The sequence below is a fragment of the Paenibacillus sp. G34 genome (genome assembly GCF_056856875.1).
On the sequence record NZ_CM166469.1, the window covers coordinates 4564257 to 4584236 of the forward strand.

Here is a 19980-nt window from a genome sequence, read left to right on the forward strand (position 1 = left end):
AATCATCTGCAATATTTTCTGTTTATAATTCGACAAAACAAGGAGCCTGCGGAGAACGCGGGCTCTTTGGCATTGCGGATATTTAAATAAATTTGCTCTATTATGATTTAGACATTCGTCAATGATTACAATTCGCAAATTCATTCTATGGACTTAGTTCGATTCCTTCTACGGCTTGAGGTAGGAAGCTCAGTCACTCTTTATACTATAAACAGGACGAAAAAATGCGTTGCTGATGCTAGCTTGCAATGTTAAAAGGTGGAAACTAATATGAAGATAAGCAATACCAAAATACTATTTCAATACATATTATGGACTTTCCTCATCACTTATTGTTCATGGGGAGTATTAATGTTAGCTAGTCAGATTGAACTATTAGAATTAAGAACCCCCTTGGGAATGATCCTGTTTACTATTGGTGGGTGTGGTCCAACGATTGCTTCCTATTTTATTTTAAGACATTACGGTAGAATAACAGGATTCAAAACTTTTATAAAAGAAGCTTTTGCAATTAAACAACCTCTTAATACATACATCTATGTGCTTATACTTACCATTGCATATTTTGGTATTCCAGCACTTCTAGGAGGTATCACTCCAAGTTCACCCGTATATATGGCAATATTATCTATTCCAATTATGATTATTGGAGGAGGGTTAGAAGAATTAGGGTGGCGTTATATTTTACAACCTCTGCTTGAAAAGAAAATTGGATTTATTGGTGCAACCCTTGTTACCGCTCTCATTTGGGCTGTATGGCATCTCCCCCTATTTTTTATTAAGGGGACCAGTCAGTATCATTGGAATTTCGGACTTTTTAGCATTCTTGTTATCGGAATGGCATTTTCACTCGCAGTCATCTACTACTTGAGTAAAAGTATCTGGTTATGCATTTTATTTCACAGTGTAATCAATAGTTTTTCAATCTCCTGGGTGATGGATGAAAGTCTTCTTATTAAATTAATAACTAGCATAGGGATAACAATGATTTCCCTTAGTTTATTATTCATAAAACGTGTTAAAGTAGGCTTGTTGTGAGCTCTTCATCATCTATAACGACCAAGTCTGCTTTGCACACAAAGCTTCCAGCCTTCTACTGGATAACGTTCTTAGACTTATTTGAGACGAGAATGTATTATTCTCTTATTCGCTCCCCTGAAACTACCATCAAATAACTTCAGTGTTAGGTAGAGCTGATAGCTGATTATATTGATTCATGAGGAGGCAATTCAGGAAATATGAATGAGTTTTCAACGAGGTTTTTAATTTTTTTCTGCTGTTCTTCCAAAACTACTACCTCTTTTGAGAGTTGATTCAATAAAGAATAATGGTTTTGGACTCCCAACATTATTAAATAAGAAGCGGCTTCCGATCGGCTATTTGAGTGCCCGCTTGTAATTAAAGCATCCATAATATTCATAACATCATCTGCAATGCGCACTGGAACTACATTTTCTCTAGCCTCTTTACTATGATAATTTCTTTGATCTGATAAACGTTGGACTGCCTCTTCAGTAAGTAAATTTTTATGCATAAGATCCTCAAGAATGGCGGCATCCATTGGGACACCCCTTTGCATTGCACGTTCAAGCTTTTCTTCCGTAGCTTGTTGAATATCCATTTTTTCACACTCCTTTTCACCGATATTATAGCATTAAACATTCACTAATTATTTTCAAAACACTTAAAAAATCTAACGGTTTCATCATAATCCTCTTTGTCTGAATAAATATTCAACATTTTCCCTAACTCAATTGCAAAATCTACATACCCGTTAGCTTTTGCAGTTATTATATTCCGACTAACTTTATATGTATCGACATGGTTTGTATGGTTGTCAGTATACTCCCTCCCTTCTAAAACCCCTGCTTGCTTAATAAGTTCCACTGCTGAACATATAGCACCAATATACTTTCCATTAATGTCTAACTTCTTGATAATTGATGTTAGCTGCTTATTCCCTTCAATTTCTCCAATATCACCTCCCGGAATAATCAGTACTTCTACTTCGTCCCAATCCACTTCTTTTATATCTTTTTGGGGTTTAACTGCAAAACCTTCGTGAGAATTGACCATATCGGAACTTAACCCCACAGTTATAATTTCCCCTTGAGTTTTCATTAAATAAGTTGCGAGCATGATTTCAAAGTTGACAAACCCATCATAAATTAAGACATGAGTATTAATATTTGCACCTGCTTTCATGTGTTTTGAAAAATAGAAAAGAATAAAGGAGCGATATTTCTGAAGATATCCCTATCATGTAAATGAAAATGCGCTTGAAATGGCTTGTTCATTCTGTTTTAAAATAACCTATTAGATATAATGGAGAATATGAAAAAATCATGTTTTAGGAGAGGTGTACAACTATGCCGGAGTCACATCATGGAATACATTCCAATCTGCAATTTCCAAGCAGCATCTTTAATATCGACCGCAAGGATGTTCCAGCACTTCTATACGCCCCAAACATCCAGCAGCAGGAAATGATTGCGGGTCAATTGGCCGATTCAGAGTATACACTCCATTTGCTCATTGCTATTGAAACCGCGCAGCAACTTGTAGCAGAATGGACTGACGCAGTGCAGCAGTGGTCACCACCACTTACGCTTGATCTGTCCATATGCTCCATTGACTGTGCTGTTGAACTTCTTCAAAATCCAGAGCGGCGGCTACTTCGCTTCTGGTTTTATTCCGAAGATATTCGTGAGGACTGGAGAGAGGGACACACTGACCGTTTTTTCGATCTTACGGTGACCATTGATGCCGAATCACTGATTATTCAACATACTGCGGGACCGAGCAGATAAAAAAAGAGACTACATTCAGAGACTACTACTTGTCGATACTCTACTGACAGCCTGAAGGGAAGGACACTAACACAGACTTCGGGCTTTGAAGCCAGGGTTTAGTTTATAACAAGTATTACGGTCCTACAGTACCTGATCCACTATTTTAATTTATCCACCCATTCGCTATTCTTCCAGATGGCAGGATTATTAATTACCTGATTCTCTCCACGCATCATGGAATCGTAACTATCCTTGCCAGATGTGTACCAGTCAACAATAATTATCTTACCATTCCTATTTTGTACTAGAAATTCAGAAGGCTCAGCGTAGTTCCCTACATCCTTAATAATACGCGCATTCAGTTTTAGATAATAAAAACTTTGCTCCCCTTTAATATAATCTATTTTATCAGCTTCCATCTTGACCTCTCTCACTTGGTTATAGGTTAGATTGTTCTTGCGAAACAGATTATATTGTGATTTGATCTTTTTTTCTGAATATTGTTTTAGATTTGGGTCATCCATATACCTGCTAACGTCAAATTCCAGACCGTTCCATATGGCTTTGTAATACCCAGATAATGCCTCTACACAGAGATCATAAGCCTTCTGGGAATCCAATGTAGATAGACTCACTGATTCTCCCTTCCCCGTTTCGGCAGTAGGAAGTCTCTTATTCTCTTGATCCACACTAGGATCAGTCTGCTCGCATGCACTAGTTATCGATATAGCCACGAGCAAGATAAAAAGATAAGCACGCTTCATGATTTCCCTCCAAAGATCAAACATTCCGACAATTTGAATTGGAACAAACTGCTCTGGTCCAGCAAGAAAACATCTCTATCTAGGATAATAGCATATGCTTTGGGCTACTGTGGATAAATCAATTTATTTTAAAGAAAGTCATTGATTTATGTTTAAAGACCTCATTCAATTTTCATATAGAAATCATGAAGCTCGCGAGCTTTTTGACGTTCTGTAATATAAATTGCCTCTAACATAATTGCTCATGGAGGATAATGTCACACTTAACCGACAGCAGGAAGTACTACTATATTGCTATCCGACCGTAATCCTAATTCGGCATTTCATAGTTACACACCATACTTATCTCCTCTAGGACATATGTCTCCTTTTCTCCGAAAACGATTAAAAAAACTTTATAATCCACTCCAAAAGATCGATATACAACAAATGAACATCCGCATATCCCATGTTTTCAACCTGAAATCGATCTCAGGCATGCGGCACGGGAGAACAGAATCATACATATAACAGGTTGTTAGGAAAAAGAGAAAGTTCTGTCTGATGAACAGACAAGAGCTAACAAAGGAGAAGAAGATATGAAGGGACGAACGAGTCACACACGAAACAAACGTAACATCTGCGTAAACTTGCTGTTATCTATGCTATTGTTGATTAGCAGTGTACCGCTATGGCCAGGCAAGGTAGCACACGCTGCAGCAGAGGGGTCATATCTCTTATCCCTCAACAGACCGGTCTATAGTTCCTCATCCCTTGGCGGGAATACAGCCGATCATGCCGTGGATGGCAACAAAAATACCCGATGGGAAAGTGTTTGGCAGCAAGACCCTCAGTGGATCTATGTTGACTTGGGTGCAGTTGCTTCCATCTCCAACATCTCAATTGAGTGGGAAAATGCCTATGCATCCGCCTTTGACCTCGAAGTGTCTAACGACGAAGTTAACTGGGAGCAAATATACTCCACAACGAAGGGGCAAGGCGGTCTGACGGAAGTTGAGGTTTCCGCAAATGCACGATATGTACGTTTGTTCAGTCATGAACGAGCACAGCAAGCCTACGGTGTATCTCTATACGAGTTCAATGTGTATGGAACGGGCGGAGCAAATCCACCTCCAAAACCAGTTGCTACCAACCTTGCCCTTGGTAAATCGGTAATGGCATCGTCGGAAGAGATTGATGAACCTAGCCGCTCTGCCGAAGATAAGGCCAAGATGGAAAAGCGCAATTATGAAGCTCGCAATGTGACAGACGGTGACTCAGGTACACGCTGGTCTTCCATATACAAGGATCAGGAATGGATTGTTGTGGACCTTGGCGAGCGTCATGAAATCGGAGGAATTTCGCTGCAATGGGAAAATGCGTTTGGACGCGCATACGACATTCAGGTATCCAACGATGCAGAGCAATGGACTACGTTGGTTCGGGAGTTACACAGTAACGGTGGACGAGATGACATTCCTGTATATGCAGAAGCCAGATATGTCAAGTTTGCAGGGCTTGGCCGAGGTACAACCAACGGATATTCGCTCTATGCCTTTGATGTATATGAGTATATTCAAGGTGATGAACAACCGGTCTACACCATCCCGGCTATCCCAGAAATGAGCTCAGTACAGGTTGGGGCCGGAAGTTATGCCATTAATGACATCACGATGCTACAACCTAAAAACCCGAAAAATCGCACAGCCGACATCACCGCTCCGATTCCATCTAATGACTGGTGGCAGTCAATTCTTGTTTCAGATTTAGGCGATGGAAATAGTCTCGTTACACTTCCGTTCAAAAATCGATACACCAAACAGGGACTTCATATTTTGAATCCTGGTGCAGGATACCTCTCTGCTGACGGCAATTCGATGGATGCAGATGGTGAAGCAGACCTTATCCTGACTACAAGCAGTATGAATCCGGCCAAGGTGAATACCAAGGTAGCCGGATACGGAGATTACTCCGCAAACATCATCATGAGCGATGATGACACGGCAAAGGTCAATACAACCTTTGTCAAAGGCTCCCCTTTCCTGTACAACACGTTCGAGAACCCGGACACGATCCTGCTCCGTTCACCGAACATCACACGTCTGTTTGATGATCAAAACCGTGAGATTGTACTGCAAGACGGTGAATCATGGACTGGAGATCATATTGGTGTAGAAGTCACCAATCAGGACAGGGCTCCTTCGCCCCAAACCTTTACAAGAAATTACGGCCTCTATGCACCAGAAGGAACCACACTCATAAAGCTCGGCAATACACTTAAGATCAAGCTGGGATCAAGCGAAAATTATTTGTCGCTGGCTACCCTGCCGTCTGCATCAGAATTATCATACTATTACCAGCATGCCTATGCTTTTGTGACGGATACGAAGGTTGATTACAACTATAACGAGAGCACTTCCCAAGTTACAACGACCTTCAGCTCCGTTACACAAACAAAGCGTGCCAACTTTTCCAGCAGCACATTAATGGCTTTGTTTCCGCACCAGTGGAAAATTGCAACAACTCCACTCACGGAGCTCACTTATCCTTCCATTCGTGGGATGATGAAAGTAAGCGAAGGCAACAGCTTTACGACACAGGATCGTTTCTACGGCATTATTCCGCAATTCGTGGAGCCAGACGATCCGACATACTCACGCGCGCAATTAATCAGTTATCTGGATCAGCTTGATGCAGATACGTCAGGCAATTTAATGAGCGAAGATCCCTACTGGCAGGGGAAAAAGCTTCATCCTCTTGCGCTGGGTGTGCTCATTAGCGATCAGCTTGGAGATCACGAACGTCGGGACCACTACCTTTCCCTGTTAAGAAACATTTTGACAGACTGGTACACTTACTCACCGGATGAACGTCTGCACTCCTATTATTTTTATTACTCGGAGCAATGGGGGACGATCTTCCCTTACGGAAGCGGGTTCGGGGTCAACACCGGGCTAACGGATCATCATTTTACGTATGGCTATTACGTCTTTGCATCTGCGGTGCTAGCTATGTATGATCCAACATTTGTAGAGGATTATGGAGATATGGTTGAGTTGCTGATCCGGGATTACGCCAATCCTTCGCGCACAGACAACCAATTCCCATGGATGCGTAATTTTGATCCCTATTCAGGCCATTCCTGGGCAGGCGGTTATGCCGATAATCGCAGCGGAAACAATCAGGAAGCTGCGGGCGAAGCCCTGTTCAGTTGGGTTGGGCAATATATGTGGGGCGAGGTCACAGGGAATAAAGCCTATCGCGATACAGGCATCTGGGGCTTTGTCACCGAAGAAAAAGCAGCTGAGCAATATTGGTTCAACTACGATGAAGACAACTGGCTGGAAGGATACAAACACGCTACTGTAGGGCATGTATACGGCAGTGCTTACCTGTATGGCACGTACTTCTCCAACGACGCCGAGCATATTTACGGCATTCATTGGCTGCCGCCGGCGGAGTGGATGACCTATTATGGCCGTGATCCGAAGAATACAGCCGCACTTTACAACGGTCTGATCAAGGATCTGGGTGGTCAGCAGGAGCGCACATGGCAACACATCATCTGGCCTTTCCAATCCATCGGGGACCCGGAGGCCGCTCTTGCAAAGTGGAATACGAAAGACATGCAGCAAAACGAGGTCTTTAACGCATATTGGTTCATGCATAGTATGGCATCCACGGGAACACGTACAATGGATATTTGGGCTGATTCTCCGGCAGTAACCGTCTACGAAAAGGACGGCGTCTACACAGCGCAAATCTGGAATCCGTCCGATACCGCCAAAACGGTTCACTTTTATAATGCGGACGGGGCTTTGGGTTCAGCTACCGTATATGCGAAGGCTCAAGTAAAGGTCAATCCATTGGAGCATATGGTAGTCAAGGAACCGGATGCCTCACAAGGCGTCACCTATCTCGATCGCAGCACATGGACGATTACCGCCTCTTCCAGTTCGGAAGCAGTGGAACGATTGATTGATGGGGATTTGGCTACCCGCTGGTCATCTGGACAAACGCAACAGCCTGGAGACTGGCTCCATATTGACCTGGGTAGCGAGCAGATGATGGATACTCTCTTTATGAACTCCGGCAATAACTGGGGTGATTATGCCCATGGGTATGAAGTTTACGTTTCCAAGGACGATGAGAACTGGAGTAAGCCGATTGCACAGGGAACAGGCTCATCTCCGAGCTTGTCCGTCGATTTGGGGATGCAGACTGTGCGTTATATCAAAATTGTTTTGACTGCTCCCGCAGACAGCTGGTGGTCGATCTCGGAACTCAAGCTTGCCCGATTCGGAAAATTGGCCCAAGATCCTGAGCATCCAAAGCCTACCCCTTTGCCTGATCGCTCAACCTGGATCGTAACCGCATCCTCCACACAAGGAACGGATGTCACAGCTCACATGTTAGACGGCAATAAACAGACGTTATGGACGAACGGGCGAAAGCAAACGGAGGGACAGTGGATCACGATTGATCTTGGACAAACGAGTCTTTTTGATGCGGTAGAGTTGGACTCTGGGAACGCCAAGGATGACTATCCGCGGCAATATCGCATTTTCGTTTCCGATGACGGGCAAAACTGGGGAACATCCATTGCTGGAGGCGAAGGAGCGTCAGGACGTCTTTCTATCTCCTTCGCTGAGCAACAGGCTCGTTATGTGAAGATCATACAGACGGGTGAATCCGACCAATGGTGGTCGGTCTCTGAGTTGTTCGTTCAGCACTATGGAACAGGGAAGCAAAAACGTCTGGTTCCGGATGGATGGTCCGTCACAGCATCTTCCAATGAGGAAACTGCAACAGCGATACTGGATGGTTCGGACCAATCACGCTGGACTTCGGGTCAGACACAAACGGGTGGTGAGTGGCTTCAGCTGGATCTGGGTGATCCCCAGACGGTGAACCGGATTGTACTGGATAGTGCCCACAGCAGTGACGATTATGCTCGTGGTTTTGAAGTATTCACCTCACTGGATGGCATGAATTGGGGTAAAGCTGTAGCTACAGGCGAAGGAGAAAATGCTGTGCTCTCTATTGCTTTCACTCCCCATGAGGCACGCTATATCAAAATTGTTCAGACCGGAACGGATTCTCACTGGTGGTCTGTAGCTGAAATCACAGTATATACTGCTGATCAGATGCCATGGACACCCGGAGAACAGGATCATTTGTTGCCTACTGAACTGGATCGGACGTCTTGGACAGTTACTGCTTCCACATCTGAAGACGTTAGCGCACTGCTGGATGATGATCTTAACTCACGCTGGACCTCTGCATCTACACAACAACCAGACCAATGGATTCAGATTGATCTGGGAAGCATCCAGAATTTCAGCCGGTTAATTATGGACTCAGGTAGTAGCACCAATGACTATGCCCGCAATTTTACAATCGTCACTTCAACAAATGGCGAGCAATGGGATTCGGTTTCAGAAGCTGTGGGAACAGATCCTTTGATCTCCGTGATGTTCACGAACCAGAAGGCACGATATGTCAAAATTGCTTTGACTGGGGACACTGCCGAGTGGTGGTGGTCTGTTGCTGAATTGAAGCTGTACCACTGATACGCTAAATTAAAAAATCATCAATCCAAGTTTTAAATATCGTTCGTGTAACTAACCACCTCTCTCCCTTCATTTTGCGGGACAGGGGTGGTTTTTTTGATATTAACCCGCTTCTAAATTTAGCAGAAGACTCCACACTTGAGGGTGATCTCCCTGGTTCTCTTTGTTAGGTGGAGAAAATATCCTGTTCAAATCATACGTAACCATTGAAAATAGTTTTAGATACATTACAATAATTCCATCATGACGGGCTTTATAGTTTTAGTTTAAGGAAGGGAGACTCTCTCCATTGGAAGCAAGCATAGATATACAAGAACAGCTGCTAGTCTGGAATTGGGCGACGTTAAACCTCATGGATGTGCGGTATATTACTATTGAAGCCGGTGATCGTGTTGCTCCTTATTTCTTTCCAGCGAGTGCCTTTCTGTACGTAACTCATGGCAGTGCAACTGTAACTTTAGACGGAACTCAGCATGTCTCAAAACCTTTTTATATATTACATGGAGGCAAAGGCGCACGTCTGGATATTACCCTCACAGAGGATACCTTTCATTATTATCTGATTCTTTATAAAGCTTTCTTGCCAAAATCTGCTGAAAGGCATGTCATCGGACAGATGGATCAACTGGTGCCATTCCGTCTTCAATATGGCTTTGTTCCTCTCCACCCCGCTATCCTTTACAAACTGGCCGAACAAATGCTTAGCGAATGGCATACTTCAAAGCGGTTAGAGCATCTACATGTCAAAGCGCTGTTTTATCAATTCGTCTACGATTTATTTAAACAAATGGATCAGCAGCAAGTTACAACAACATCACCCAACTTGACCTCTCAGCTCATACGTTACATTCAGGAATACTATGCTGAACCCTTGACCAGGGAAACACTCGCACAAACCTTTCACTATAGCGGGCCCTACCTTTCAAAATGCTTCAAGCGTGAAACTGGCACAAGTATTATTGACTATTTGATACGCGTTCGGATTATGAAAGCAGAAGAACTTCTGCTCAGAACAAACTTGTCTCTACATGAAATTGCGGCAACCGTCGGATATCCAGATGTATCCTACTTTATTCGAATGTTCAAAAAACAAACCGGTATTACGCCAAAACAATTTAAAAGCGAGGGATTTTCCTCAGCAAAAAACGCCGATCATCCTATTATAAAGCTTGGATCATCCATTGCTCCCCGTAAACTTCGTCGTTATATTGATAACAGTAATGATAATCATTATCAAAAAGACGAAAAAGGAGATTTACGGATGTATAAACGAAAATTACCCGTCGGCATTACTTTGCTGTTGTGCCTGACTCTTTTAGTTACTGCATGCGCCAAACCAGCAAGCACAGCTTCAACGAGTGGCAGCACATCAAGTCCGGCGGTTGGCACAAATACGACATCTAGCACGGCAACAAGCAACAATTCGGAGTTAGTAACTTACACTGCAATTAACGGCGACGTGCAGATCCCCAAAAATCCTCAACGTGTAGTTATGGTGGCAGGCGCATTCACAGGGCACTTGTTAGCCCTTGGGCTTAAACCCGTTGGAGCTGGGGACGAATCTTTCAACAGTTATACTGAAGGAAAGCTTGATGATGTCGTAAATATTGGAAATGACGTACCTTACGAGAAAATAATGGAGCTGCAGCCGGATTTAATCGTGGTCTGGAATGATGCAGAAACGATAGAAAAACTGTCCAAAATTGCACCGACCGTTGCCGTGGAATACGGAGTTCCTTTTCGCAAGCAATTGATCGAATTTGGCAAAATGACGGGCAGAGAAGAACAGGCAAACGCGTGGATTGCAGACTGGGATACCAAAATTGCTAAATACAAACCGCTGGTGAGACAAGCTGTTGGTGATCGTTCTGTATCAATCTTTGATTCAGGAAGTGCCAAAGAGTTTTATGCCTATGGCAGCTTTGGCCGAGGTGGAGATATTATCTATGGAGAGTTTGATCTGAAAGCACCCCCTATAATTCAAAAAGAGGCCATTGACAGTGGAAAAGGCTGGGCCAAGCTCTCTCTGGAATTGTTACCTCAATACGCAGGGGATTACATTTTTATTAGTGGCTGGACTGGTGAAGAAAATGTTGCTCCGATATTTGAAGGCAAGGTGTGGGAGAACCTTCCTGCTGTCAAGAACAATCGTGTTTATCGTGAAAATAGCCGAGGCTTCGTATTCAGTGATCCCATTTCACTGGAAGCCCAGCTTCAATTTGTCGTAGACAGCTTAACAAATTCGAAGTGAAACCCAGGAAGCTCTATTGCCGATTTTAACCTTCTGATCGAATCATAAAATAATGGCTCAATTTTACGGACACATAAATAGGGACCTCAAGCCTTTTTAGCGAGAGATCCCTTTTTCTGCAATGAATTACTTTTTGATTTTACCATCATATCCAAGCTTATAAATCGTGCCTTTCTCAAAAGAAAGAAATGCAAGACCATCGCCTACTGTACCTATAAATCGATCATTTGCGTCTAAAGAACGCAGCTTGCTCTTCTTGCCTGTATAACGATTATAAAGATACAAGTCACTCTTATTATTGCCATTCTTGTCTACCGAAAAACTTCGATAATAAAACTTATTATTTATATATGCTACGGGATCAATATACTCTTTAGAGGCAAATGTTTTTTTTATATTTGCATTTAAATCGGAAAAATGACCTTTGTAGCTATAACCTCCATCTACGATCTCCAAAAAAAACATAACTTTCCCATAAAATTCGTATAACTCCACACCTTTAGAAGATAAGCTCTTCAACCCTGTACCATCTAAATTCATACGATAAAACTTGTCATTATCCCTGTTTGTATAATAGATATGTCCGTTGTTTATTTTAAAATTATAAAAAGGAGATTTAGACAATATCGTATGTTCGTTTGAACCATCTGTTTTCATTGAGCCGAAAGACAACGCATCTGGCGTTTCCGCAGTCCTTTCATCTTTAACAAAATAAATCGTATCTCCTACAGCAGTAAACCTTGCAAAATTATCCTCTTTGTTAAGTGAGGTTAATGCCGATCCATCTTTCTTAATTTTAGCCATCTGACGATTCCAAGGGTCTTGCTCATTTTCAATCAGAAAATAGATCCACTCTCCAACCCATTTTACATCTGAAACTCGCTTAGGGAATATAGACTCTGTTTTGCTTCTATTACCTGTGAATGTTGTAACGTTGATGCCCATCAAATCTCCGTCATCTTCATAACCTTCCCATACTAAAGTTTTAGCGGAATCCTCAGCCCCATATACAGGTACTACACCTAACAACATGATCACACTTAATAACGCTACCAACCATTTTCTACTCATTCTTTTCTCCCTAAATTATGTATTTTTCTACATTAAATATTGTAAGTGGAATTTAAAAATAGAACAATCCTTTTACTCCACATTCTGGTATCCTCTTCGTTATAAAATAACTACAGACTCGGCATGTAAATGAAGTGAGCATACGTATAAGTCAACTTAGATGAAAGAACCTCTCACCATATGGCAAAAGGTTATTTTTTTTCTTTAATTTACAAATTTTACTGTAAAAGATTTCATTAAGTGATAGTAAGACCGCCGCTTGCATATCCCGCAATTGTTGCAGCCAGATCAGCTCCGGCGGTTACTGATGCTGAGAAGACCATAAGCAGACGGTCACCAGCGGCTACCGGAATACTCAGACCTGAGGTCAATCCGCTGGCGATTGTGCCTAATGACAATGCGCCAGTCAACGCTGGTGCCAAGGTGACCAGTGCTCCTGGTACAGCCGTAAAGGTATTATTTGGTGTAGTCGAACGGAATAATTGTGCAGTTATCGTTACTGTAGACAGAGCCAGGTTAAGTGCAGCTGTCGTACTAAAATAAGCAGCCAGTGAAGTAATCGTCCCTGCTCGTGATGCCGAGAACGCAAAGTTAAGCAAAGTTCCGGCAGCGCCGGTGAGATCGATGATTCCTCCATTAATCGTTATTCCAGACGCATTATTACCAAAGCCAACCAAGCTGGAGGTATTCAAAAGTCCGCCCAGAACAGTAGTCAACGAAGCTGGTAACCCAGATGCATAAGGGATAATCGCTCCAGAACCTGTTGCTCCGGTTGCACCCGTCACTCCCGCAAGACCTGTTGCTCCGGTCGCGCCCGTTACTCCTGCCAGACCCGTTGCTCCGGTTGCACCCGTCACTCCCGCAAGACCTGTTGCTCCGGTCGCGCCCGTTACTCCTGTAAGACCTGTTGCTCCGGTTGCGCCCGTTACTCCCGCAAGACCTGTCGCTCCGGTCTCACCCGTCACTCCTGTAAGACCTGTTGCTCCGGTCGCGCCCGTTACTCCCGCAAGACCTGTTGCTCCGGTTGCACCCGTTACTCCTGCCAGACCCGTTGCTCCGGTCGCACCCGTCACTCCTGCCAGACCTGTTGCTCCGGTTGCACCCGTTACTCCTGCCAGACCCGTTGCTCCGGTCGCGCCCGTTACTCCTGCAAGACCTGTTGCTCCGGTCGCGCCCGTTACTCCCGCCAGGCCCGTTGCTCCGGTCGCACCCGTCACTCCTGCCAGACCTGTTGCTCCGGTTGCACCCGTCACTCCTGCCAGACCTGTTGCTCCGGTCGCGCCCGTTACTCCTGCCAGACCTGTTGCTCCGGTTGCGCCCGTCACTCCCGCAAGACCTGTTGCTCCGGTTGCACCCGTTACTCCCGCCAGGCCCGTTGCTCCAGTTGCGCCAGTTACACCAGTCGCACCCGTTGCTCCGGTAGCTCCTCCTGCTGGACCAGTCGCACCCGTTGCTCCGGTTGCACCTGTAGCTCCTGTAACTCCAGTCGTACCAAGCACTTCACCCAACAATTCGGAAGAAACCAAACGATGTGCTGTTACCAAAGAACCCGTGCTACTCTTACCCCATACTGAAACTTGAACAGGATCATTTACCGTCGCTGTTGTAGTAAACGTGAATTCAAATGCATCCAGATTAGCAAAGTAGTTATTCGTTATGACTTGATTAGGTGCGATGTCCAAAGATTCACTGACATACAACACTCTCAACCCGCCACTCATGTAATACCCTTCTATTAGAACAGATGAGGCTGTTACATCACTGCGGTTATCAATTCTAACCGTCACGGATTGAGTTGGTCTTACACCACTAACAGCGTTGTTTTCGATCGGCCCTGTCGATAAAAAGCTCATCGCTATATTCCCTTCTTTCGAAAAAAGTCTTTTTTTCTACAAATCTTGAACTGTTTTTTCGTGTTCCACTACCCGGTGTGCATCCACCAACTGACCTGACGAATCTTTGCCCCACACTGAGATTCCGACGTCTCCCACTCGTTCATCACTTATTCCAAACACAAATTCAAATGCATCTACATCTGCAAAATAATTTCGGGTTACTGCTTCATTCGGTGCAATGCTGATCAATTCACTTACATACAGCGTTCTTGTTGTACTCAGCACATAACCCTGAACAGATACACTTGCCGCATCTACAGCAGCCCGACTCACCAATCTGATCGTTACCTGTTGTGTCGGCCTTACCCCGGAAACGGCATTATTCTCGATCGGTCCAGTTGATAATATAGCCATTTTCCCATCCCACCTTTTGTGAGCCTCTTACTCTAGCTTTTCTTGACATCATGGATCACATATTAGTCATATTCATTCACTAGATCAGCGGTGTGGACCATAGACAGGGGACAGTTCACCATTATCAAACCATAACTGCCATGAACATCTAAAATTTCATCCTATAAAGCTTGTAAATAGGTATAATCCTGATGTATGTATTTCAACACAAAAATGACCGTTCCTCACGAAATGAAGGAGCTACGGCTACCATTGGATAGATCTTATTAATGTCACTCTTACATTGAATAAACCTACTGTTTATACTCGAGTCCAATGAATCATAAAGACATATGAAGTGTTAAAAATACCGATTTGACATGTTGCACAATATGTTGAAATAAAGCATTCAACCTTCCACTCCACTTTTTCTTACAAATTTTGATAGAAAGTGATTGTATTGTGACAGAAATGTGATATGATATCGTCAACCACAAAAAACATTTTAAAACAAAAATGAAAAATAATTACATAAAACGAGTCACAACTCTGTTTTTTTCTTTTTAAAACCATTCTATTGAAAGCGATTACATTGCACAACAGGACAAATTATATACTTTTTCACACACAAGTTCGTACTTCCCCCACCCTATTCCTGGGTTACCGCTGTCAACTTGCTACAGTAGATAGCTATTCTCTGTACAGGTTGTATGGCTTAAGCCATAGATCACAAACATGAATGATTCAATCGATCTCTTCTTTGAAAGGAGGTGTGATAAAGAACATTAACTCATCCTACTTCTTTTTCTTCTCACTGTAACTCTCTCATCCAACAGCTCTGTCCAACCATTAAGGGTAACACCCAATAACACTATCCCACACTAATTCAATGGAGGCGAACGTATGATCATCCGTAAACCACTAGCTCTGCTGATGTCACTAATTCTGGTTTTTTCCATTCTACCCGCTGAGTCCAGCTATGCAGCGAATAATGCCGTGGCCAAAACGCCTGTAAATGCCAATCCACTAGTTGATCACAAATTGGGAGCCGACCCTTACGTGCTTGTTCACAACAATCGGGTCTACGTCTACATGACAGGTGATACCTTCCTCTACAACAATGATGGCTCTGTCCGCGAAAATAACTACGGCACCATCGGAAGAATCAGCGTAATCTCCTCGGCTGACATGGTGAACTGGACGGACCACGGCTATATTCCGGTAGCCGGTGCAAACAATGCTAACAATGGACAAGGCATTGCCAGATGGGCAAGCCAGTCCTGGGCGCCAGCAATGGCCAAGAAAACAATTGCAGGTAAAGATAAGTTTTTCCTGTATTTCGCCAACTCCGGTGCAGGAATCGGTGTTTTGACAGCAGATTCCCCGATCGGCCCATGGTCTGATCCAATCGGACGGGCACTTGTTACCCACGGAACTCCTGGGATGTCGGGCGTAACTTGGCTCTTTGACCCGGCTGTGCTTGTCGATGACGATGGCTCCGCTTATCTGTATGCAGGTGGCGGTATTCCGAACGATACCAATGCAGCTTCCATTGCAAATCCAAAAACAGCACGAGTTATTCGTCTTGGCGCCGACATGACAAGTGTGGTTGGCAGTGCTACGACTATTGATGCACCTTATATGTTTGAAGATTCCGGTATCCATAAGTACAACGGCAAATATTATTACTCGTATTGCATCAACTTTGCTGGAAACCATCCGGCAGCCTACCCAAAAGGTGAAATCGGATATATGGTAAGTGACAGTCCGATGGGGCCGTTCACATACAAAGGACATTTCCTCAAAAATCCGGGTACATTCTTCGGTGTAGGTGGCAACAACCATCATGCCGTGTTCCAGTTCAATAACCAATGGTATGTCGCGTATCATGCACAAACAGTGAGTAAAGCCTTCCTCGGTGATGGCAAAGGATATCGTTCTACCCACATCAACAGACTGACACATAACGCAGACGGATCGATTCAAGAAGTACAGGGGAACATGACAGGTGTGCCTCAGACAGCTAACCTTAATCCGTATAACAGAGTGGAAGCCGAGACGATTGCTTGGCAAGCTGGCATCAATACACAGCCGACTCAAGCAAGCGGTGGACCAACGGCTAACCAAAATGTAACCAATATCAATAATGGAGACTGGGTTGCTGTAAGTAATGTGGATTTTGGTTCAACAGGTGCATCGAAATTCAAGGCCAACGTAGCTTCTACTGGAAATGGTAACATCGAACTTCGCCTTGGCAGCCCGACAGGTACACTGATCGGCACGCTTAACGTCACTTCGACGGGTGGCATGCAGAACTGGCGTGAGATCGAAACCAATATCACCAATACAACCGGACGTCATCATCTATATCTGGTGTTTACAGGCTCAGGTAACGGAAATCTGTTCAATCTGGATTACTGGCAGTTTACTTCCGGTTCCGGTGGTAACCCCAATCCAAATCCCAACCCGAATCCAAATCCAAACGTGACTCGCGTTGAAGCGGAAAGCATGACCCTTGCCGGTCAATATGCCGGGTTGATTAGTTCTCCATTTAACGGTGTGGCACTCTATGCGAATAATGATTCTGCATCGTACAATCAATTTTTTGCTAACCCTACACATCAGTTCTCTCTTCGGGGTGCTTCCAACAACAATAGTACAGCCCGTGTTGATCTCGTTATCGGCGGGGTAACCGCTGGTTCGTTCTTTTTTACCGGAACACAGCCAACGGTTCAAACTTTGCCAAACATCACACACGCCACAGGAAATCAGGAGATCAAGCTGGTTGTGACAACGGATAACGGTACTTGGGATGCTTACATCGATTATCTTGAAATTTCGTAATTAATTTATCTATTTTCTGTGGATTTTGACATTCCAGGAGGAGTAGTTATGTGGAAAAAAATCGGGGTGCTCCTGCTCACACTTCCTCTGCTGTTAACATCGTTGCCATTGACCCCGCAGTCTGCCTCTGCGGCAACGTTTAACAATCCGGTCATCTATGCAGATGTACCGGATAGCGATGTCATTCGCGTGGGCAATACCTTCTATATGACCAGCACCACCATGCACATGAACCCGGGCGTTCCTGTCATGAAGTCAACCGATCTGGTCAACTGGAGCATTGTGAACTATGTATATGACACACTTGGCAATGGTGATGTACAGAACCTGAATAACGGTCAGAACGAATACGGGCGCGGGTCTTGGGCCAGTAGCCTTCGCTACAATAATGGCACCTATTACGTCGCATTCGGTTCCCTTTCCACAGGAAGGACTTACATCTATCAGACCAGTAACATCGAAACCGGACCGTGGACGCCTTACACGTTGAACAGTTATTACCATGATCCCTCCCTGCTCTTTGACGGAAACCGTACGTTTCTTGTCCACGGCAGTGATAACATCAGCATCGTCGAGTTAACACCTGATGCCAAAGCTGTGAAATCCGGCGGTATGAATCAAGTGTTGATCCCGAATGCTAGTAATATTGCTGGCTCCAATATGATTGTAAAAGCAGAAGGCGCGCACATTCAGAAGATTAACGGTATGTATTACGTCTTCCTGATTGCTTGGCCTTCCGGTGATGGACGAATCCAGCTTGCCTATCGCGCAAACTCATTGACAGGGCCCTATACGGGCAAAGTGGTACTCAGAGATTCAGGCATCGCGCAAGGAGGGATCATAGATACCGCATCTGGTTCATGGTATGGTTTCCTGTTTCGCGATCGAGGAGCCGTTGGACGTATTCCATATCTAGTACCGATAACCTGGTCCGATAACTGGCCTGTATTCGGAGTTAATGGGAAAGTTCCATTGACGATGAACATGCCTGTGGAAGGACAGCCAGCCGCTAAAATCTTCGGTTCAGATGAGTTTAATGCGCCCTCGGGCACATCTACTCTCTCGAAGTTCTGGCAGTGGAATCATAATCCTGACCCGTCAAAATGGTCCTTGAGCCAGCGTCCCGGCTTCATGCGGCTGACCACAGGCAAGCTCAGCAAAAATATATTGGAGGCTCGCAATACACTGACACAACGCACGTTTGGGCCAAAAAGTACAGGCATTACCGCCTTGGAAACGGCGGGTATGAAGGATGGCGATTATGCCGGCCTAGCCGCTTTTCAGGCCAAATATGGCTTTGTGGGTGTCAAGATGACAGGTAATACCAAGTCAATCGTAATGACAAATGCCAGTTCTGGCACGATGACAGAGGTGGCAAGTGTGCCCCTGAACCAGAACAAAATTTATCTGCGGGTTATCTGTGACTTCACCAATCAGACAGATAAAGCCTATTTCGCCTACAGTCTGAATGGAACGAACTGGACAACCATTGGCAATACACTACAGATGTCCTATACGTTGCCACACTTTATGGGTTACCGCTTTGCATTGTTTAACTACGCTACCAAATCTACCGGAGGTTATGCTGATTTTGACTTCTTCCGTGTGGAGTAAGCGTGATGAACGTACTGCTGATTTTTAGAATCAGTACTGCGAATCGAGGTACACTTGAAGTACACTTGCAATAAAACTGTGGCCTGGAACTCCGCTATGTGCGGAGCCAGGTCATTTTCATTATTTTTATAAAAACATCTCACTTGAACGCTTTAATATATTGGATATACGCTTTAGCACTGTGGTCAATCTCTTCATCACTTGCCTGGAATGAGGCACCAAAGACAGCATAATGCGGCAGTGCCGTAACGCCCACATGATTCATACTTGCCTTGAACGGTGTAATCAGTTCTTCTACACTAAAACCTACCGGCTGTCCTTTTCCGTAATTCTCCCGCTGATCTCCGATTGTCATGGCCAGTCCCATCCGCTTTCCATGCAATCGATTGCCCTTCGATCCATAAGCCCATCCATGCGTGAACACATCATCCAGCCATTTTTTGAGCAGCGGCGGGTAACTATACCAATAGAACGGAAACTGCAAAATAATATGATCATGCGCCTCCAGTAACTCCTGTTCGCGAACAACGTTGATGTTCCAATCAGGATAAGTCTCGTATAATTCGTGAATATGCACCTCATCTGCGTGCTGCTCCAGCTCCATTTTCCAGCGACGATTTACTCTTGAAGTTGTCATATTCGGATGTGCCAGAATAATCAGTGTTTTCATTGCATGCCTTCCTCTCTTTAAAACAGACTGATTTCTTTTCTTGATTACGGTTCATTATCCACCCCGTCACTCCAAAAGAAAATACACACAATGAAGTAAGATACTTACCTCAAGGTGTGTATGGACTTCTGCTTTGTAACTGTGAGAAAATAAATAGTTATCCCTGTAAATACGTATAAATCCAACGAGGTGAT

At 44.2% G+C, this 19980-nt stretch carries 13 protein-coding genes; 6 read left to right on the forward strand and 7 right to left on the reverse strand.

Features of this window, described 5'->3' with window-relative positions; translation table 11 throughout:
- The first annotated feature begins 270 nt into the window (after window positions 1-270).
- Window positions 271-1038: a CPBP family intramembrane glutamic endopeptidase gene (locus AC1VYS_RS20790; RefSeq protein WP_482911271.1), complete on the forward strand. Its 768-nt coding sequence runs from the start codon at window positions 271-273 to the stop codon at window positions 1036-1038.
- 166 nt (window positions 1039-1204) lie between these two features.
- On the opposite strand, the gene AC1VYS_RS20795 is transcribed toward AC1VYS_RS20790, so the two are convergent.
- Both AC1VYS_RS20795 and AC1VYS_RS20800 read right to left on the reverse strand, forming a co-directional pair.
- The gene (locus AC1VYS_RS20795; RefSeq protein WP_482911272.1) at window positions 1205-1621 is read right to left on the reverse strand and encodes a hypothetical protein; all 417 of its coding nucleotides are present in this window, start codon (window positions 1619-1621) and stop codon (window positions 1205-1207) included.
- 44 nt (window positions 1622-1665) lie between these two features.
- Window positions 1666-2205 carry a DJ-1/PfpI family protein gene (locus AC1VYS_RS20800; protein ID WP_482911273.1) on the reverse strand — a complete coding sequence of 180 codons (540 nt, stop codon included), beginning with the start codon at window positions 2203-2205 and terminating at the stop codon, window positions 1666-1668.
- 164 nt (window positions 2206-2369) lie between these two features.
- On the opposite strand from AC1VYS_RS20800, the gene AC1VYS_RS20805 reads away from it, so the two are divergent.
- Entirely contained in the window at window positions 2370-2810 is a 441-nt protein-coding gene (locus AC1VYS_RS20805) for a hypothetical protein (protein ID WP_482911274.1), read from the forward strand.
- Between the two features lie 140 nt (window positions 2811-2950).
- On the opposite strand, the gene AC1VYS_RS20810 is transcribed toward AC1VYS_RS20805, so the two are convergent.
- Complete coding sequence (locus AC1VYS_RS20810; RefSeq protein WP_482911275.1) at window positions 2951-3556, reverse strand: hypothetical protein; 606 nt, start codon at window positions 3554-3556, stop codon at window positions 2951-2953.
- Window positions 3557-4134: 578 nt separating this feature from the next.
- On the opposite strand from AC1VYS_RS20810, the gene AC1VYS_RS20815 reads away from it, so the two are divergent.
- Both AC1VYS_RS20815 and AC1VYS_RS20820 read left to right on the forward strand, forming a co-directional pair.
- Entirely contained in the window at window positions 4135-9108 is a 4974-nt protein-coding gene (locus AC1VYS_RS20815) for a discoidin domain-containing protein (RefSeq protein WP_482911276.1), read from the forward strand.
- Window positions 9109-9397: 289 nt separating this feature from the next.
- A complete protein-coding gene (locus tag AC1VYS_RS20820; RefSeq protein ID WP_482911277.1) occupies window positions 9398-11359 on the forward strand; it encodes an AraC family transcriptional regulator in 1962 nt (653 codons plus the stop codon).
- 126 nt (window positions 11360-11485) lie between these two features.
- Here AC1VYS_RS20820 and AC1VYS_RS20825 read toward each other — a convergent pair whose 3' ends face one another.
- The 3 genes from AC1VYS_RS20825 to AC1VYS_RS20835 all read right to left on the reverse strand — a co-directional run bounded on the left by AC1VYS_RS20825 (window position 11486) and on the right by AC1VYS_RS20835 (window position 14679).
- Complete coding sequence (locus AC1VYS_RS20825) at window positions 11486-12430, reverse strand: DUF5050 domain-containing protein (RefSeq protein WP_482911278.1); 945 nt, start codon at window positions 12428-12430, stop codon at window positions 11486-11488.
- A gap of 236 nt (window positions 12431-12666) precedes the next feature.
- A complete protein-coding gene (locus tag AC1VYS_RS20830; protein ID WP_482911279.1) occupies window positions 12667-14283 on the reverse strand; it encodes an exosporium glycoprotein BclB-related protein in 1617 nt (538 codons plus the stop codon).
- Window positions 14284-14319: 36 nt separating this feature from the next.
- Complete coding sequence (locus AC1VYS_RS20835) at window positions 14320-14679, reverse strand: hypothetical protein (RefSeq protein ID WP_482911280.1); 360 nt, start codon at window positions 14677-14679, stop codon at window positions 14320-14322.
- An 885-nt stretch (window positions 14680-15564) separates the two neighbouring features.
- On the opposite strand from AC1VYS_RS20835, the gene AC1VYS_RS20840 reads away from it, so the two are divergent.
- Both AC1VYS_RS20840 and AC1VYS_RS20845 read left to right on the forward strand, forming a co-directional pair.
- Complete coding sequence (locus tag AC1VYS_RS20840) at window positions 15565-17502, forward strand: carbohydrate-binding protein (protein WP_482915079.1); 1938 nt, start codon at window positions 15565-15567, stop codon at window positions 17500-17502.
- 48 nt (window positions 17503-17550) lie between these two features.
- Window positions 17551-19116 (forward strand): glycoside hydrolase family 43 protein, encoded by a 1566-nt coding sequence (locus AC1VYS_RS20845; protein ID WP_482911281.1) that lies wholly within the window; start codon window positions 17551-17553, stop codon window positions 19114-19116.
- Between the two features lie 139 nt (window positions 19117-19255).
- On the opposite strand, the gene AC1VYS_RS20850 is transcribed toward AC1VYS_RS20845, so the two are convergent.
- Entirely contained in the window at window positions 19256-19786 is a 531-nt protein-coding gene (locus tag AC1VYS_RS20850; protein WP_482911282.1) for an NAD(P)H-dependent oxidoreductase, read from the reverse strand.
- Window positions 19787-19980: the final 194 nt, after the last annotated feature.

Coding starts and splice junctions, on each gene's coding strand:
- AC1VYS_RS20790 (WP_482911271.1), top strand. CDS start 271: ATGAAGATAAGCAATACCAAAATACTATTTCAATACATATTATGGACT.
- AC1VYS_RS20795 (WP_482911272.1), bottom strand. CDS start 1,621: ATGGATATTCAACAAGCTACGGAAGAAAAGCTTGAACGTGCAATGCAA.
- AC1VYS_RS20800 (WP_482911273.1), bottom strand. CDS start 2,205: ATGAAAGCAGGTGCAAATATTAATACTCATGTCTTAATTTATGATGGG.
- AC1VYS_RS20805 (WP_482911274.1), top strand. CDS start 2,370: ATGCCGGAGTCACATCATGGAATACATTCCAATCTGCAATTTCCAAGC.
- AC1VYS_RS20810 (WP_482911275.1), bottom strand. CDS start 3,556: ATGAAGCGTGCTTATCTTTTTATCTTGCTCGTGGCTATATCGATAACT.
- AC1VYS_RS20815 (WP_482911276.1), top strand. CDS start 4,135: ATGAAGGGACGAACGAGTCACACACGAAACAAACGTAACATCTGCGTA.
- AC1VYS_RS20825 (WP_482911278.1), bottom strand. CDS start 12,430: ATGAGTAGAAAATGGTTGGTAGCGTTATTAAGTGTGATCATGTTGTTA.
- AC1VYS_RS20830 (WP_482911279.1), bottom strand. CDS start 14,283: ATGAGCTTTTTATCGACAGGGCCGATCGAAAACAACGCTGTTAGTGGT.
- AC1VYS_RS20835 (WP_482911280.1), bottom strand. CDS start 14,679: ATGGCTATATTATCAACTGGACCGATCGAGAATAATGCCGTTTCCGGG.
- AC1VYS_RS20845 (WP_482911281.1), top strand. CDS start 17,551: ATGTGGAAAAAAATCGGGGTGCTCCTGCTCACACTTCCTCTGCTGTTA.
- AC1VYS_RS20850 (WP_482911282.1), bottom strand. CDS start 19,786: ATGAAAACACTGATTATTCTGGCACATCCGAATATGACAACTTCAAGA.